A 17789-nucleotide genomic window follows, 5' to 3' on the forward strand; every position below is an offset into this window, starting at 1 on the left:
CGCTAAAAAGCGCTAAGCTGCCTTAAACAAACATTTTTTTGTATTTTTTCAATAATACCGGTTTTCATGAAACCTTTTTTGACCTGCTAAATCCGGCTATTTCACTTTTTCGTACGTCCAAAAAGCTTGGTTTAAAGCACACTTATTTCGTTCAGCCAGTAAAGAGAGCGTTTGGACGAAATAATAGCTCCATTTGTTGGCTGACAAATAATTTTGTGCAGTCTAAAGATTTAGTTAATTATTTTAGTTCAGCTTAAGCGTTTTAGCTTACCCGTTAACTCACTACATACCAGACTTTTCTTTCTTTCATCTTCTATAATCCATACCACTATAAGCTGGCTTATGAAAATTTCAAGTTTACTCATCTTTTTACTCGCGTGGGCAGCGGCGTTACTGCACCCTGGCGGGGCCCAGGCTCAAAGCGCGGGGGGGGCATTTTCCTGCGATGGCACCTTTTATCAGGTGCGCCAGTCGGGAAACGGTGCCACGGCATTTTCAGTGCTTTACCGCGTAGACCGCTCTACGAGCACATATACTACTAACCCAATTACGGGTGGTACTTATGGCACTACCGGCACGCTAAGCGTAAGCGGCACCAACATCGTAGTTAACGGCTTAGCTTACAATTCACAAGACGGCTTCTTATATGCCCTGACGTATCCGGCCGACAATGGTACGCCTACAGTAGTGCCGCACCTCTACAAGATGGGTTTGGGTGGAGTGCAGGACCTGGGCGCTACCAACCTGCCTATCGCGCAGTTTGCTACCGGCTCGTTTGATAAAACCGGGCACTACTACGTAACTACCCGCAACTCAGCAGATGCCACTTATCGGGGTAACGTGTATCGCTTCGACCTTAATAGCTCGAATGCTACGCCCCTGAATGCGGCCACACTGCTCATGAAAAACGCTACGGGTGGCACGGTAACTACCACCGCTACCGAAGACTACTTCGACATAGCGTACAACCCTAGCGACAACAAGCTCTACGGCACCTTTGCCGATAACGTTATTTACCGTCTCGACCTGCACGATGCGGCGGGCAACCCAACCACCGGCAACACCTCGACCACTGTACCTACTACCGCGTGGATAACGCAGATAGGTACCACGGCGGGTACCCAAGCCATTGGCACGTCATTTTTCGATATTTCCGGCCGCCTGTTTGCTTATGCCAACGGTACCGTTGGTACGGCTGGCTCCGGCAGCTTTTATATCGTTAACCTTGCCAGCGGAGCCTATACCAAGCTTAGCTCGATTGACCCGGTAAGTAACTCCGACGGGGCTAGTTGCATCAACCCCAACCAGCGCATAGATGTGACGAAAGAGCTGACAAACGTAGTAGCTGTTAGTGCTACTACGTTTGATGTCACTTATACCATTCGGGTGCGCAACACGGGGACGGTTACGGACGATAACGTACAGGTGAGTGACTTTCTCAGTGGCACTGGTGCTACTACAGCCAATACTACTTTCCCGACCGCTACCTCAACCACTATTACGTCGGCGCCAGTAGTAACCAACCTCGATGGCAGCAGCCTGGCTGCCAATACTACGACTCCCTTCACCGGCAAAACCGGCGCCGCTTCGCTGCTCAGCGGCACCCAGCCCCTGACGGCAGGCCAGCGGGCAGTAATCACGTACACTGTGCGGGTAGTATTTCCGGCCGGTAATGTACCCTCTACTCCTCAGAACAATACTGCTTATGCTACCAGCACGAGTGGCACCAGTAACGACGGCTATACCCAAGCCGCAGCCGATGGCTCGCTAGTAACGCCGAATGCTTTAGAAGCCAACGATGCCTCGACAAACTCGTCGACTTTCCCGGCGCTACGGGCCGACCTCAATGATGTAGGAGATACACCCTCGCCGACGCAGCTGGTATTTGCTCCCAGCATTTCAGGCACCGTATTTGAAGACCCAAACTATGGTGGAGGCCTGGGCCGCAGCCAGAATAATGCCGTAGGCATTGGCCGCAGCGGTGCCCGCGTAGAGCTGTACACTGTTAACGCAGGCATAGCTACTTATAATTCTTTCCAGACCACTACCGCTGATGGCAGCTACGCCTTTACGGGCCTCACGGCCGGGGCAAGCTACGTGGTGCGGGTAGTTAACAGCACCGTCACCAGCAGCCGCGGCACGGGTGGGCTGGCCGTTCAAACCTACCGGACGAAAGTAACCGCCGCTACTGGCACAACCCCCGACCCTAGCCGGGTGGGCGGTGAAGACCCCGCCCGGGGCGATGCCGCGCAAGGCAGTACCGGCTCCACCTTTACCTTACTCACTACCCCCACTGTCGGGGCTACCATAGGCACTATTCCTGAAAGCCAGGCGCCCATTACGCTTTCCGTCACCAGCTCACCGGCCGTCAACGTAGACTTTGGCTACAACTTCGACCTTGTGGTAAACACCAACGACGCGGGCCAGGGCTCCCTGCGTCAGTTTATTACCAATAGCAATGCGCTAGGTGGCGAAAGCGCACTGGCTCAGGTATATACGGCTACCTCGGGTGCTACCACCCCCCTAACGAGCGGCGTGGAGACCAGTATTTTCATGCTTACTGATGGGCAGGCCCATGCTGGTCAGCTAGCTGGGTTTACCAGCCAACTCACTAGTGGGGTAGCCAAAATCACCCCCGCCACGGCTCTACCGGCCATTAGCGGTCCTAATACAGCTATTGATGGCACCACGCAACTGCGTGATATCGGCAACACCAACACGGCCACCTTGGGCACGGGCGGCACAGTGGGCACCACCGGCACGGCGCTGGCGCAACTCAGCGGCCCGGAAGTGCAGCTGACCGGCACCTCGGCCGTTGCCTTTGGCCTCGATATTGCCAGCACGGGCACCGGCACCCTTGTACAGGGGCTGGCTATCTACGGCTTTGGCAACGCGCTCGACAGCAACAACGGCGCTAACATCCGCAGTGCAGCCAACAGCGTCACCATCACCCAGAATGCGCTGGGCACCACGGCTACGGCATTTGCTGCCCCACCAACTGCCAACAACGCTGACAACGTACGCCTGACGGGCGGCACCAGCGGCGTAGTAGTGAGCAATAACCTGATTGGCTTCTCCAACAGCAAGGGTATTTCGATTAACGCAGGCGTTACCAACGTGAGTGTAACGGGCAACGAGGTACGCAGCAACGGCCTGGGCGGTGCCAACTATGACGGCGTAGATATTCAGGGCAGCAGCGCCACGGTCACCAACAACCTGTTTACCGGCACTTCGGGCCAGGGTATCGACGGCTATCGCTCGCCAGGCAGCAACTCCATATCGGGCAATACCATCAGTGATAATGGTCGTGGCACGGCTACCCTGGCCCCCGGCGAAACACCCGGCGTACGCATCTACGGTGCGGGCAACACCATTACTCAGAACATTATCTCTGGTAACTACGGCGCCGGCATTATGCTGGAAGGGGCAACGAATGGTGGCGCAACCGCTGCCGCGAGTACAACGGCCATCAGCCAGAATGCCATTTACAATAACGGTAACGTGCTTGCCCGCAACGGGAACGCCGCCACCGGTCAGGTTGGTATCGACCTGGAAGCCACCGGCGACAACGAGCCAGCTGGTACTTCGCCATTTGTGACGCTGAACAGCACCACCACTACAGGTGCCAACGGCCTGCTCAACTACCCCATTCTGCGCGGAGCCACCGTAACGGGCAGCAACCTCGTCGTAACGGGCTACTCGAAAGCCGGGGCTACCATCGAGCTTTTCATCGCGCAGCCTAACCCGAGCGCAGTTAATGCTACGGGCGCCAACTTCGGCCAGGGCAAAACCTACCTGCTTACCCTTACTGAAGGGGCTACCACGGGCATCGTGGATGCCAACGCGAGCACCAGCAACTACTCGGGCAACATCAACGGATTTAACCAGGGCTCGGGCACGGGAGCCAGTGCGTTCACCTTCAGCATTCCGCTGAGCAGCCTGCCGGCCGGTGTACTTACCAATGGTACCCTGGCTCCGGGCACGCTGCTTACCAGCACAGCCACCCTTGCCAACGCTACCTCGGAGTTTTCGGGCAACGTAGCTTCGAGCCAGCTGGTAGCCAACAACGTAACCAACATAGCAGTGCTGGCTTCGAGCGGGGCAGCAGTACTCAACCCCAACCTATCGGCAGTGACCGACGGGGCCGGCGTGACTATCAGCAGCTACTCGGTAACCGACCAGACCAACCTCAACGGTACGCTGCGCTACAACGGCGTGGCAGTTACGGCAGCCACCGTTATTACTGACCTGACCAAGCTGACCTATCAGCCTACGGCCGGCTTCTCGGGTACTGCCACGTTCTCGTATAATGCTATAGACAGCAACGGGGCCACTTCGAATATCGCTACGTACACTATTCCGGTAACGCCGGTGGCCGACGTTGCTACGGTATTTGCGGCTGGTAATCCCACGAGCGCAACGGCCAGCACTGCCTTGGCCTTCACCGTCAACTTTACTAACAATGGCCCGAGCACGGCGGCCGGCGTAACGCACTCGGTACAGCTACCAGCTGGCCTGGGCACCGTAACGGCCTCGAATGGTGGCAGCTACAACAATGCCACCGGCCTGGTAACGTATAGCCCCAGCTCAACCACGCTGGCCAGCGCGGCCAACCTGAACTCTGTTATCACCATTAATTCGGTACCAGCCGGCTTGTCATCGCTCACGGCCGTGTCGACTATCGGCACCACGTCGGCTGAAACAGTGACGACCAACAATACGGCTACCACGACCATTCCGGTAGCTCCCTCGTTTGACCTGGCCACGACCATCACTGGTCCGACCACCCTCACGGTGGGTGCGCTGGCCACTTACACCGTAACGACCAAAAACAACGGCCCTTCGCCCATTGGTATTCCGGCCGAAGGCAGCACCGCTGCTACCGGCGCGGTGCAAACCGTGAAGCTGCCAACTAACCTCATCGGCGTATTTGCCACCAATGGCGGCACGTATGATAAAACAACGGGCATCGTTACCTTCCCCGACGTGGCGCTGGCCAGCGGCCAGACCGTGGCCAACACGGTGAGCTTCAGCGTAGGGGCGGCTACTACGTTTGCCGTGCAGGCTCTCGTGGCTAAAACCAGCACCCTTACCGGTACCGACACCAACGCGGCCAACGATTCGGCTTACCTGAATGGCAACGCCAGCGCTACCAACACGGTGGCTACCGGCACCGCCCCAGCTGCCCCAACTGCCGCTACTCCCAATACCAGCGCCAACGTGTATGTTACCATCGCGGGCCCAGCCCAGGTAACGGGCGGCGCCACCGCCACCTATACCGTAACGCAGGGCAACAGTGGCCCGCTCGATGCCAGTGGCGTGCAAACGCAGGTAGCGCTGCCTACGGGCCTCGCCGCCATGACTCTGACGGTCGATAACGGCACCCTCGTAAACGGCACTCTTTCGGCTGGAGTCATCAGCTTTGGTGCTGCCGGCACGTACACCCAGGCTACCGGCATTCTGCAGCTAGCCGCGCTCACGGCAGCGCAGGGCCCGGCTACTGCGGCGCAAAAAACCTACCAGATTGGCTTCCCGGCTCCCACTACGCTGCCCAACTACACGGCTGCTGCCAGTGTAAGCTCGACTACTGCCGATATCATGCCTTCGGACAACGTGGCAATGACCCAGACCGAGGTGAAGCCGGTTACCGACGTGGTAATTGCCCTGAACAATGTGAGTCTGACTGCCAGCGGCACCGCCTACGTTGACGACGCAAGCCACAACCTGACGGCCGGCCAAACGATAAGCTATGCGGTGCAGGCCACCAATGCTTCGACCGTAGCGGCCCGCAATGTGCAGCAGACTGTGGCGCTCGCGCCCACACTCGATGCCACTACGCTGCGCGTGAATGGCGCAGCCGGCACACTCAGCGGCAGCCTGTACAGCTTCACGGGCGGGGCTACTTATAACGCTGGCACCGGCGTAGTGACTTTGCCAGCCATCCCAGAGCTGGTGGGCGGTGCCACCCAGGCTACTTCGGTCAGCTTTACCATTCCGGCTCCCAATACCTCGGGTATTTTCACTATGCCGGCGCAAGCCAGCATCTCGACCAGTACGCCCGAATCGAACACGGCCAACAATGCGGCAGCGCTGTCGACGCGCATCGCCTCGGCGCAGGACGTAGCCGTGAACCTCAGTGGCCCGGCCCAGGCCACTATCGGCAACCCTGTGCTGTATACTGTAGCTACGACCAACAACGGCCCCGCAGCCAACGGGACGCAAACCACAACGGTAACGCTGCCCTTCGACCTCGACCCCACTACCCTGCTGCTTAACAATGCGGCCAGCACCAGCAACGCCTCGGGCACGTATACTTATGCTTCCGGAGCTACCTACAACTCGGCTACAGGGGTAGTGACCTTCCCGAGCGCCGCGCTGTACCTGCCCAAGCAGGGCCTGAGCACGGTAAACACCATCCAGTTTGTGGCTCCCGACGTCACCTTGCTCAATGCCGTGGCTAACGTTACCACATCGGGCACTGACCTGAACCTGGCCAACAACTCGGCTCAGGTTATCACGCCGCTCAGCAACAACAGCAACCTGCCCACGCTCGACCTGATAACGACTATCGCCTCAACCGGCAGCACGACGGTTGGCGGCAGCCGCACCTATAGCGTCACGACTACCAACAGCACGGGGGCCAGCGTTACGGCTACCAACGTAACGCAAACCCTGGTGCTGCCAGCCGGCCTTACCACCAACGGCGGTACGGTAGCAACGACCAATGGCGGCGTATACAACAACCTCACCGGCGTAGTTACCTTCACGGTAGGCAACCTGGGTGCCAGTGCCGTTACAAACTCGGCCACCTTCACGCTGCCGGCCGGCCCGTCGGGGTCCGACAACCCCAGCTACTCGCTGGTGGCTACGGCTTCTTCGTTCACCGCAAACCCGGAAACGAACGTGAACAACAATACGGCGACGAACTCTACCACTATTGGCGCTAAATACGACCTGGCCGCTACCATCAGCGGTCCGGCTGCGGCCCCGGCCGGCTCCACGGTAAACTACGCCGTAACGCTGTCGAACAATGGTCCCTCGCAGGCTACCGCCGTTACGGGCTCCGTAACGCTGCCGGCCGGGGTAACCTCGTACACTCTTACCGGCCCCACCGGCACCGCTACCACTATCACTGGCAGCGGCACGGTTAACATCCGGGCTTCGGCCAACCTGCTGGCGGGCGTAACCGAGCTGTATCAAATCAGCTTTACGGCCCCGGCTTCTACGTTCACGGTAAGCTCAGGCATCGCCACTACGGGCGGGGTAGCAGAAACGGATGTGGCCCCCAACACGGCCAGCGTAACTACCAGCGTTAACCTGGCCCCCGTGGCTTCGGACATCGTAAACACGCTGCAAGGCCCGCGCGGCAATACGGCCGGTGCACTGGCCCTGAGCCCGCTCAGCGCTGTTGATACAGACGCCGGCAGCATTGCCAGCTACACCATCACCAGCCTGCCCACGGCAGCTATGGGCGTGCTCTACTACAATGGCTCACCGGCTACCCTGGCGGCCGGCCTGGTTACGGATGCTACCAAGCTGAGCTTTGTCCCGGCCAGCGGCTTCGTAGGGGATGCTACGTTCACGTACACCGCGACCGACAATGGCAATGGCAACGCTACCTATGCGCTGACTTCGGCTCCCGCTCGCTATACCATTCCGGTAAGCCAGGACATCAACTCATTCTACGCTACTACGCCCACCAAAGGAGGCACCAACAAGTATGTAACTTCCGACGTGCTTGCGTATGTAATTGACCCCAATGCTGCTGTTTACACGAGCAGCCGCACGGTGTACAATTCGGCTGGCGGTACTACGGCCACCATTCTGCAAGGCGTCAATGGTGTTGCCAGCGCGGTAGCGGCTACGTCGGGCAACGGCCCGGCCGCCAACGGCTCTTACCCGGCCAACCCCACCAACGTGCTGCCGGCCGGCGTAAGCCTTGACCCTGCTACTGGCCTGATTTACGTGAGCAACGCCGCCCTGCTGGCCAACAACCCCACGGCGCGGTTCTACCAGATTAACGTAATCACGACTGACCTGAAAGGCGGCATCAACACAGTAACGGCTCAGTTCACCATCGGGGCGTATCCGCTGCCGGTTGTGCTGACGGCCTTCACCGCCACTGCCGTGCAGAACCGCGATGCACTGCTGACCTGGACCACCGCCTCGGAGCAGAACAGCGACCACTTTGAGGTTGAGCGCAGCCTCGAAGGCACGAACTTCAGCAAAATAGCGGAGCTGGCTGCCCAGGGTACCACGGCCACTACCACCGGCTATACCTATACCGATGCCAGCATCGCGGCCCGTACGCACGGCACGGCTTATTATCGCCTGCGGCAGGTAGACCTCGATGGCTCCGCCTCCTACTCACCGGTTCGGGCAGTGAGCTTCACCAAAGCTGCCACGGTGGCGCTGGCCCTGTACCCCAACCCGGCATCTGCCAGCACCACCCTCGACCTGAGCCAGCTGCCCGCTACCGGTACCTACCAGGTATCGCTGCTGGACGCCACCGGGCGCCAGGTGCTGGCAGCCACGCTGGCTGGTGGCCAGCTTCAGCCCCTGAGCCTGGCAAGCCTCGCGACCGGTATCTACCATGTAGTAGTCACCGGTACCCTGGCCGATGGCTCCGTGTTGCGCCAGGTGCTGCAATTGAGTAAAGAATAGCCCGCTCACACCAGCTGTCTTTCTGGAAAAAGCTCCTCTCAGATGAGAGGAGCTTTTTTGTTTTCCAGGGGATTAGCACAACTTTCAGGTCCGGATACAGATTGGGGGGCGCACTGCCGGCTTTTTACTTGCTAATCAGATTGATAAATCACTATAAGTAGTCTACCAAAAGTAATTCAGCAGTATCTTAGGAGGATGAAACTAGCTCCTATTGCGCGCTTCCCAAGTCCTCCACGCTATTAGTACCGCTGACTACTGGATTACTTTTACTTGACTACTTAGGAAGTCTAGTTGGGCGGTATCGCGAGCGGACAGCCGGCAAAAAGCCGGCAGCCCGCTTCAGACCCGACTTCCTAAACCGCTTCAGCAGCTAAGAAGTAAAAAGGCCACCCAAACGGGTGGCCTTTTTAGCTATCTACAGGAGTGTCGCCACTGTCTAATCGGCCAGCGACATCTCTTTAAGGTATTCGCGCATGCGAGGCGTGGCTTCCAGCTCGCGAAACTGGCGCAGCTGCCCCGGCGAAAGCAGGTGTCCCGCCACGCGCTGAAGCTGCTCGCGCTCGGCGGGCACTAGCTCGGCTACTTCGGCCGCCGAGTGGTTGGCCGCTTGCACGGCCATATAGTCTATCTCCTGCTCCAGATAGGCCCGCAGGCCGGTGCGCTGCTCATCAGTAAGGTCAAGGCGAGCATTGCAGGTCTGTATAAATTCCTCCTCGGCGGCCGGCGGGTCAATGCTAACCGATGGGCGGGTAGCGCCGGCGGCTAACGGCAATGCAGCAGCCAGCAGGCTGCCTAGAAGCCAGTGGGCAAAAGAAGCACGCATAAAATCAACGGTATAGTGAGCAGATGATTTTAAACCGGCAGACTGGCGAAGAGGTATCCTTAACGGGTGTTTTTTTAGAAATAATTATCTGGCTATCAAACTTTTGAACAAAAATTTAACTCAGGAACCCTTCACCCGCACTACCCAGCCTAAAAGCATGGGCTACCTACCAATATACTCCATAACCTGCTATTTAGGCTAACTCCGTAGCGCCGGCTCCATAGTTCTTATAAGTAGAGCACATAACAGGCACGAAGTAATCTAAAAATTATAACCTTATATTATAATTTTTAGATTACTTCTATGCCCACTGAGGAAGTTTTCTGATATCAATAATGTTTTGCATTATTTTACCAAAGACTATTTTGCGCAACTTTTTTCAACCTAACTAGAGTACTCTTACCTAAGCTTTTACCTAAGCATAAGAGATGGGCTTTGCAGAGCTAACCCCATTCAGATAGAAAATAGATTAGTTGAACGAAATCTTTACTTCACTTAGTACCCCCATCATAGCTTTGTAAGTATTCAAGACAGCGTATGGTATTTCTATGGATATAAACCGACTGTTTGCTTCTCTTCCCACAGTGCACCTTACTACTTTTCGCACACTTTTCGATAAGTGCCTGGCTACTCCAAAAGCTTATTTTTTACTCCGCTTTTGCGCTCTGAAAAATTTTGACAATAAGCGGTTTCGCATCACTTTTTATGTGGAGCCCCTACGCTACCCGGCATTTGCTGACTAGCTCTTTTACGCTAGTGGCACTTCGCCCAGCCTTACTCAGTAGCGGCTCCTTACCTCACCACTCTTCCCTTCGCTCACCGCTTTTCCTGCTTAGCATCTGCTCTTTATGAAATTAACTTTACGATTACTCACTTTGCTGCTGCTTGTGCTGGGCGCGCGGGCGGGCTGGGCAAATAATACGCTCACACCGGGCATTACCGCCAATACTGCCTATTCTTCTGGTGGTAGCACTATTACCCTTAGCTTAACGTATACCAACACGTACAACTCAGGAACCGACAGGCCAACAGTAGCTACCCGTACTGTAACTGGTTTGCCAACCGGGCTGACGGGTGTCACGTTTGCTGGGCCGGGCAGTGCAAATGCAACCTATAACTCGGGGGCGGGTACGGTTACATTTAGCTCTCTGGCTCCCGGCCTAGCCTCAGGAACCAATACCTTAGACTTTACTATTTCATTTGTAGTGCCAACGGGCGGTATCAGCACTTTTACGGCTACCTCTGCCCCTACCACAGCTACTACAAACACCAACGTTAACCCGACTTCGGTTAGCGTGACGGTTACTCAAGGAACCGTTGACCTAGCCACTACTCTGAGTGGTGCCACTAGGGCAGTAGTGGGTCAAACAGTGTATTATCAGGCCACCACGACTAACAATGGAAACGCAACCGCGAACAGCTTGGTGGCTACTATCACCCTGGCTAATAAGCCAGCGGCCAACACGGTAACAGTAACCGGCGGCACCTATGATTCCGCTACGGGTATTGTTTCATTTACCAGCACAACGCTGGCGGCCGGAGCCTCGGTGGTAAATACTGTAAGCTTTGTTGCGCAAGCTTCTCCGGCTACGGTGAGCGGCAAGGCCGCCAGCACCTCGGCCACCACGGATGCGGCACCCGCTGATAATAATGGCTCGGCGGCTAGTGCGAACATAACTACTACCATTACTCCTACCGGCGCAGCCGGAACTGCCGCACCCTGCGCTACGGCTGGTAAGGATGGCGCAGCTACTGCGCTTTCGACTACCCCCAATGCTTATTATCCCAGTACGGCTGCTCAAACGCTGACAGCCGGTACTACTACGACTATTGCGGTGGGCGCGGCCCGCGGCGCGGCCACTACAATCGCCGCCGGCGACCTGCTGCTCATCATACAGATGCAGGGGGCCAACCTCAATACTACCAATACCGACAGCTACGGTGACGGCGTAGCTGGTGGCTCGGCCAATGGCACGACCAACTTCACGGCCGGCACCTACGAATATATCACGGCAGCCAGCGTCAATGGAGGCTTCTCGGCTGCGGCTGGCGGCACCATTACGTTGAGCACGGCCGTTAAGAACAGCTATGCCAACGCGGCAGCTACCTCTACCACGGGCCAGCGCATATTCCAGGTAATCCGGGTGCCACAGTATACCAACGTTACGCTGGCTGCTAATATCTTGCCGGTAGCCTGGAACGGTACTACGGGTGGTGTTGTAGCCATTGACGTAGACGGCCAGCTGAACCTGAACGGCTTTACGATTGATGCCTCGGGCCTCGGCTTCCGCGGTGGCGCGGGCCGTCAGCTTGGAGGCGATAACTCGGGCACTACTACGGGTACTGACTATCTCTTGTCGGCGAGCCTGAACACTGGGGGTACGAAGGGCGAAGGCATTGCCGGCACGCCGCGCTATGTCAATGACCCAGCCTATGCTACGGCCAACAACGTACTTCTTGATACACGTACGGCTACTACTGGCTACCCCACCCTGTTGCCAGCCACACTGACTGATGGCTATCCTGGCGGAGACAATGGCCGGGGCGCACCTGGCAATGCCGGGGGCGGGGGCACAGATGCTCATCCGACTTCCAATGACCAGAACACTGGGGGCGGTGGCGGTGCCAATGGGGGCCAGGGCGGCCGGGGTGGCAATTCCTGGAGCAGCAACAACCCCGTAGGAGGCGAGCCTGGCGCGGCATTCCCCGCATCTAGCAGTAGCCAGCTGGTCATGGGCGGTGGCGGCGGGGCGGGTACCACCAACGATGGCACCGGCACGCCTGGCGCCGGTTTTGCCAGTAGCGGCGCAGCCGGTGGGGGAATAGTAATGGTACGAACGGGCACACTTACTGGTACAGGCACCATCCTGGCCAATGGTGCCAATGCTAATAATACGGTAAACAATGATGGCGGTGGGGCGGCGGCTCTGGCGGCTCTATCCTCGTAACGGTAACCAACAATCAATCGGCTACCTTGACCCTCACTGCTAACGGTGGTACGGGCGGCAATAATGCCGGGGCAGGCACCTCGCACGGTCCCGGTGGCGGCGGCGGCGGCGGGGTTATCCTGACTAATAGCACTGTGACGGCTACCGCAACTGCTAACGGCGGCACTAATGGTACGACTGTGCCCGGTGCTATTGCCTACGGCTCAGCGCCCGGCACTATCGGCATAAGCAACTCAGCTATTAGCAATAGCATTGCCAACAGTACGGCTGGCGCTAACTGCATCGCCGACGTAGCGACTACCATCACGGGCCCCGCCAATGCCAATGCCGGCTCGACGGTAACACTCAGTGCCACCTTCAGCAACATCGGGGCCCAGCCGGCGGCTGGCGTCACGCGCACGGTAAGCCTGCCGGCTGGCGTACTCAACCCTATCGCGGCTGGTGCCACCATCACCGGCAACGTGCTGTCGGGCTACACGGTAACCTACCCGGCTACTTCGCTGGCTTCGGGTGCTTCCAATACATATACCATTACCTACGTGGCGCCCGGCAGCGGGCCGGTAACGGCTACCTCGAACACCTCAACCACAACAACCGAAGGCGGCCTGACGTCCAATAATACTTCCTCCGTCACGACGGCCATCGGCCCGATTGCCGACGTGACAACTGCCCTCACCGGTCCCTCGACCGTGAGCGCCGGCCAGCCAACGGGCACGTACACGGCAACGTTTACCAACGAAGGCCCTTCGACGGCTACTGCCGTAACCCGGCAGGTAACGCTGCCCGCGGGCGCCACTAGCGTAGTACTGCCTACCGGGGCTACCCTCACCGGCAGCACGATTGACTTCGGCACGGCTTCTACGCTGGTCAGCGGTGCCAGCAACGCCTTCAGCTTCAGCTTCACACCGGCGACGACGGCCACGGGTAGCGTGGCCATTACGAGCAACGTAACGACGACGACTCCGCAGGGCAGCGACACGGCGCCTAACAGCTCGACCATCAACGCTACGGTAGCGCCGACGGCCGATGTTTTCACGACCGTGACGGCTACTACTGCTTCGGTAGCGGCAGGTACGCTAGCCTCGGCCGGCACGCCGCCCAAGTTTACGGTGGTCTTCAACAACAACGGTCCTGCTACGGCAGCCGGCGTAGTAGCCGCCGTGCAGCTGCCTAAGGGCCTGACCAACGTAACGGCTACCAACGGTGGCGTATATAGCAGCGCAACAGGGGTGGTTACCTACGCGGGCCTGACGTCTATCGCCAGCAGCACCCCAACCACCTCCGTTATCACGTTCGATGCCCCGGCGACCGGTCCGGTCGTGGCCGCAGCCACCGTATCGACAACGACCAGCGAAGCCGGCCAGACGGCCAACAACACGGCCAATACGGCTATGACCATCACCCCGGCCTTCGACCTGGCCACGACGCTGACGGGCCCAACCTCGGCCGTAGCCGGCGACCCAGTAACCCTGGCGGTGACCACGACCAACAACGGCCCGAGCGCCGTAGCTAACGCCGTGCAGACCCTACAGCTGGTAAGCGGCCTGACTAACGTGTACGTAAGCAACGGCGGGGTGTATAACTCCTCCACCTCGGCCCAGACCCTGGTAGCAAACGGCGTGACCTACCCGGCCGTACCGGCCGGCGGGGTGGTTTTCCCCACGCTGCCCAACGTGCCCAGCGGCCAGACGGTCGCCAATACCGTGAGCTTTACCATGCCCGGCACGGCTTTCGCCCCCACGGCCCTGGTAACACCCAACACCGCCTCGACTGCCACCACGGCCGGCGATACCAATACGGCCAACAACGCGGTTGGTATCAACGGCAGCACCAGCACCAGTCCGGCCTCGGTGGCCGTGAGCACCACAGCTGCCGGCACGGCCAACGCTTACACTAAAATCAGCTCGTCGGTAGCTACTACCACGGTGGGCAGTAACGTTACGCTAACCGTCATCACGGGCAACAACGGCCCCGGCCAGGCTACCGGCGTTTCGCAAACGGTGCAGATTCTGCCGGGCTTTACTACGAGTACCATTCAGGTAAACAGCACTACGGGTACGTTGAGCGGCAACGTTATCACCTTTGGCACCAACGGTCCCACATACAATACGCAGACCGGCATCGTGACCTTCTCTACCCTGGCCAACGGCGTGAACGGCAGCACCAGCGGCACGAGCGTGAGCAACACGATTACGTTTGCGGCCCCGGCCTCCACGGGCAGCAACGGCCCGCTGCTGGCGACGGCGATGGTAAGCACCTCCAACACCGACCCCGTACCGGCCGACAACGTGGCGGCAGTCGCCGTTACGCTGCTGCAATCGACCGACCTGGCCACGACCATCGCGGGCCCGGCCTCGGCTACGGCGGGCCAGTCGGTTCAGTACACGGCTACCTTCCTCAACAACGGCCCGATGGCTGCCACCGGCGTCACTGAGACGGCGCAGCTGCCGGCCGGCCTGGCCGGCGTCACCATCACCGATGGCGCGGGCAATGCGGTGAGCGGGGCTTCGTACAGCACCACCACCGGCCTGGTTACTTTCCCGACCCTGGCCACGGACCCCAACGGGACCACCCAGGTATACAAGCTGACCTTTGCCGCCCCGGCGCTGAGCTTCAGCCCGCGCAGCAGCGTTGGGTCGAGCAGCTCCGACGCCGTGGCGACCAACAACAATGCCAGCGTCGCTACTACGGTAGCCGCCTCGGCCGACCTGGCCACCACGGTAGCCGGCCCGGCCACCGCCGTAGTGGGCAACGCGGTTACTTACTCGGTGAACACCACCAACAACGGCCCCTCGGTGGCTACCAGCACCGTAACGACCTTGCAGCTGGCAACCGGCTTTACCCCGGCTACCCTGCAAGTGGGTGGCCAGACGGGTACGCTGAGCGGCAACGTCATCACCTACAGCAGCGGCGCTACGTATAACACGAGCTCGGGCCTGGTTACCTTCCCGACCCTGGCCAGCCTGGCCAACGGCCAGACGGTGAGCAACTACGTGACCTACGTAATGCCCAATGCCACCGGTGGCCAGACCACCGGCGTTGCTTCGGCCAGCTCGGCGGCAGCCGACCCTATTGCCAGCAATAACACGAGCAGCGTTGCTACCAGCATCGCCCCGACTACTACAACCTCGGCTGATATCACGGCGACGGTAGCGGCTTCGGCCAGCCCCGTCAACGCCGGCGCGGCCGTAACCTTTACGGCGACCTACGGCAACATCGGCACCGACCCGGCCGTGAACGTACGGCCCACGCTGCAACTGGTACCGGGCCTGACGACGGCCAGTGTCCAGGTAGTAGGACAATCGGCGGGCACGCTGAGCGGTAACGTTATCACCTTCGGCAACGGCACTACCTACAACACGACCTCGGGCCTGGTTACCTTCCCGACCGTAGCCAGCCAGGTTACCGGCAGCACCGGCAACGTCAGCTACCAGGTGCAGGTAACGGCCCCGACCAACGGGCCGCTGCTGGCTACCGCCGCCACGACTTCCGACACGAGCGAGCCGGCAACGGCCGCTGCTCAGGCCAACAACGTGAACAGCGCCAGTGTAACCATCACGCCCGTGTTCGATGAGGTAACGAGCATCAGCGGCCCGGCTACGGCGCTGGCCGGCACGAGCCAGACGTATACCGTAACGACCACCAACAACGGCGCGTCGCTCACGGCCAACGCCACTACCCAGACGGTAACGCTGCCCAGTGGCCTCACGCCCACCAACATCACGAATGGCGGAACGTATTCAGGCAACACCATCACCTGGACGGTAGCTGCTGGCCAGGCGGCTGGCAGCAACGGCGCCGTGGCCAACAGCTTTACCGTGGTCCAGCCCGCAGGCGGCCTCACGCTCACGGCCAACGTAGCGGTAACCGGCGAAAGCAATACCGCTAACAACAGCGCGACCACCACCACTACGGCTACCAACCAGCCCCCGCTGGCCTACGCCGTGGTGAATACCCTGCAAAGCCCAATGGGCAACACCGCTGCTAATAACAGCTTGATGCCCAATGGCCTGCTCATCTCGCCGCTGGCCGCTTCTGACCCCGAGAACGCGCTCAGCACTACGACGCCGTTTACCATCGTGAGCATCCCGCCCACTTCGCAGGGCGTACTGTACTACAGCAACAACGGCAGCAGCACGGGTACGTATGCCGCCGTGGCCGCCAACCAGACGCTGACTGCCGCGCAGGCCGCCACGCTGCGCTTCCTGCCCAGCACGTCGTTCATGGGGAATGCCTCGTTCACCTACCTGGCTACCGATGCCGCCAGCAACCAGTCGCCAGTAGCAGGCTACACCATCCCGGTAGCGGCCGACCAGTCGACTTCCTACGTGAAATACAACGACTCGAAAACCAGCAAGTACGCCAACAACGATGTCCTGGCGCAGGTAACTGACCCCAACACGGCAGTGTACACCTCGGCCGGCACTATCTACGACACGACGACCGGCGTTCTGCAAGCCGGCGCGGCCAATGGCCTGCCCACTACCGGCACCAACGCCGTGCTGGCTTCGGGTACCCTGCCGGCCGGGGTAAGCCTCAACCCCGCTACCGGAACTATCTACGTTAGCAATGCCAGCTTACTGGTTAACAATAAAACGGCCCAGACCTACACGGTGTCGGTTACGACTACCGATAGCAACGGCGGTACCAATACCGCACCCGTTACGTTTGGCATCGGGGCCTACCCGCTGCCGGTTGTGCTCACGGCCTTTACCGCCACTGCCGTGCAGAACCGTGACGCGCTACTGACCTGGACCACCGCCTCGGAGCAGAACAGCGACCACTTTGAGGTCGAGCGCAGTCTCGAAGGCACGAGCTTCAGCAAAATAGCGGAGCTGGCTGCCCAGGGTACCACGGCCACTACCAGCGGCTATACCTATACCGATGCCAACATTGCGGCCCGCACGCAAGGCACGGCTTATTATCGCCTGCGGCAGGTAGACCTCGATGGCTCCGCCTCCTACTCGCCAGTTCGGGCAGTAAGCTTCACCAAGATTGCTACGGTAGCCCTGGCGCTGTACCCCAACCCAGCAACGATGACGACCACCCTGGACCTGAGCCAGCTGCCCGCCACCGGTTCTTACCAGGTAGCGCTGCTGGACGCCACCGGGCGCCAGGTACTGGCGGCCACGCTGGCCGGCGGCCAGCTTCAGTCCCTGAGCCTGGCAAGCCTCGCAACCGGCATCTACCATGTAGTAGTAACCGGTACCCTGGCCGATGGCTCGGTACTGCGCCAGGTGCTGCAATTGAGTAAAGAATAGCCCGCTCACACCAGCTGTCTTTCTGGAAAAAGCTCCTCTCATCTGAGAGGAGCTTTTTTGTTTTCCAGGGGATTAGCACAACTTTCAGGTCCG

4 protein-coding genes are annotated in these 17789 nt (G+C 59.2%); 3 read left to right on the plus strand and 1 reads right to left on the minus strand.

What is annotated here, in order from left to right; translation table 11 throughout:
• Positions 1-342: 342 nt before the first annotated feature.
• Positions 343-8664: a right-handed parallel beta-helix repeat-containing protein gene (locus F6X24_RS02110; RefSeq protein ID WP_151086185.1), complete on the plus strand. Its 8322-nt coding sequence runs from the start codon at positions 343-345 to the stop codon at positions 8662-8664.
• Between the two features lie 436 nt (positions 8665-9100).
• Here the strand turns inward: F6X24_RS02110 and F6X24_RS02115 are convergent, their stop codons facing one another.
• The gene (locus tag F6X24_RS02115) at positions 9101-9487 is read right to left on the minus strand and encodes a hypothetical protein (protein ID WP_151086187.1); all 387 of its coding nucleotides are present in this window, start codon (positions 9485-9487) and stop codon (positions 9101-9103) included.
• An 848-nt stretch (positions 9488-10335) separates the two neighbouring features.
• Here F6X24_RS02115 and F6X24_RS02120 point away from each other — a divergent pair.
• Together F6X24_RS02120 and F6X24_RS02125 are read left to right on the plus strand one after the other, a co-directional pair.
• Entirely contained in the window at positions 10336-12435 is a 2100-nt protein-coding gene (locus F6X24_RS02120) for a beta strand repeat-containing protein (protein WP_229725288.1), read from the plus strand.
• Between the two features lie 26 nt (positions 12436-12461).
• On the plus strand, positions 12462-17696 hold the full coding sequence (locus F6X24_RS02125; RefSeq protein WP_151086191.1) for a T9SS type A sorting domain-containing protein: 5235 nt from the start codon (positions 12462-12464) through the stop codon (positions 17694-17696).
• Positions 17697-17789 lie beyond the last annotated feature (93 nt).

Source organism: Hymenobacter baengnokdamensis, assembly GCF_008728635.1.
Lineage (GTDB): Bacteria > Bacteroidota > Bacteroidia > Cytophagales > Hymenobacteraceae > Hymenobacter > Hymenobacter baengnokdamensis.

Bases quoted from the DNA above. Each gene is read 5' to 3' on its own strand.
- F6X24_RS02110 (WP_151086185.1), top strand. From the start codon at position 343: ATGAAAATTTCAAGTTTACTCATCTTTTTACTCGCGTGGGCAGCGGCG.
- F6X24_RS02120 (WP_229725288.1), top strand. From the start codon at position 10,336: ATGAAATTAACTTTACGATTACTCACTTTGCTGCTGCTTGTGCTGGGC.
- F6X24_RS02115 (WP_151086187.1), bottom strand. From the start codon at position 9,487: ATGCGTGCTTCTTTTGCCCACTGGCTTCTAGGCAGCCTGCTGGCTGCT.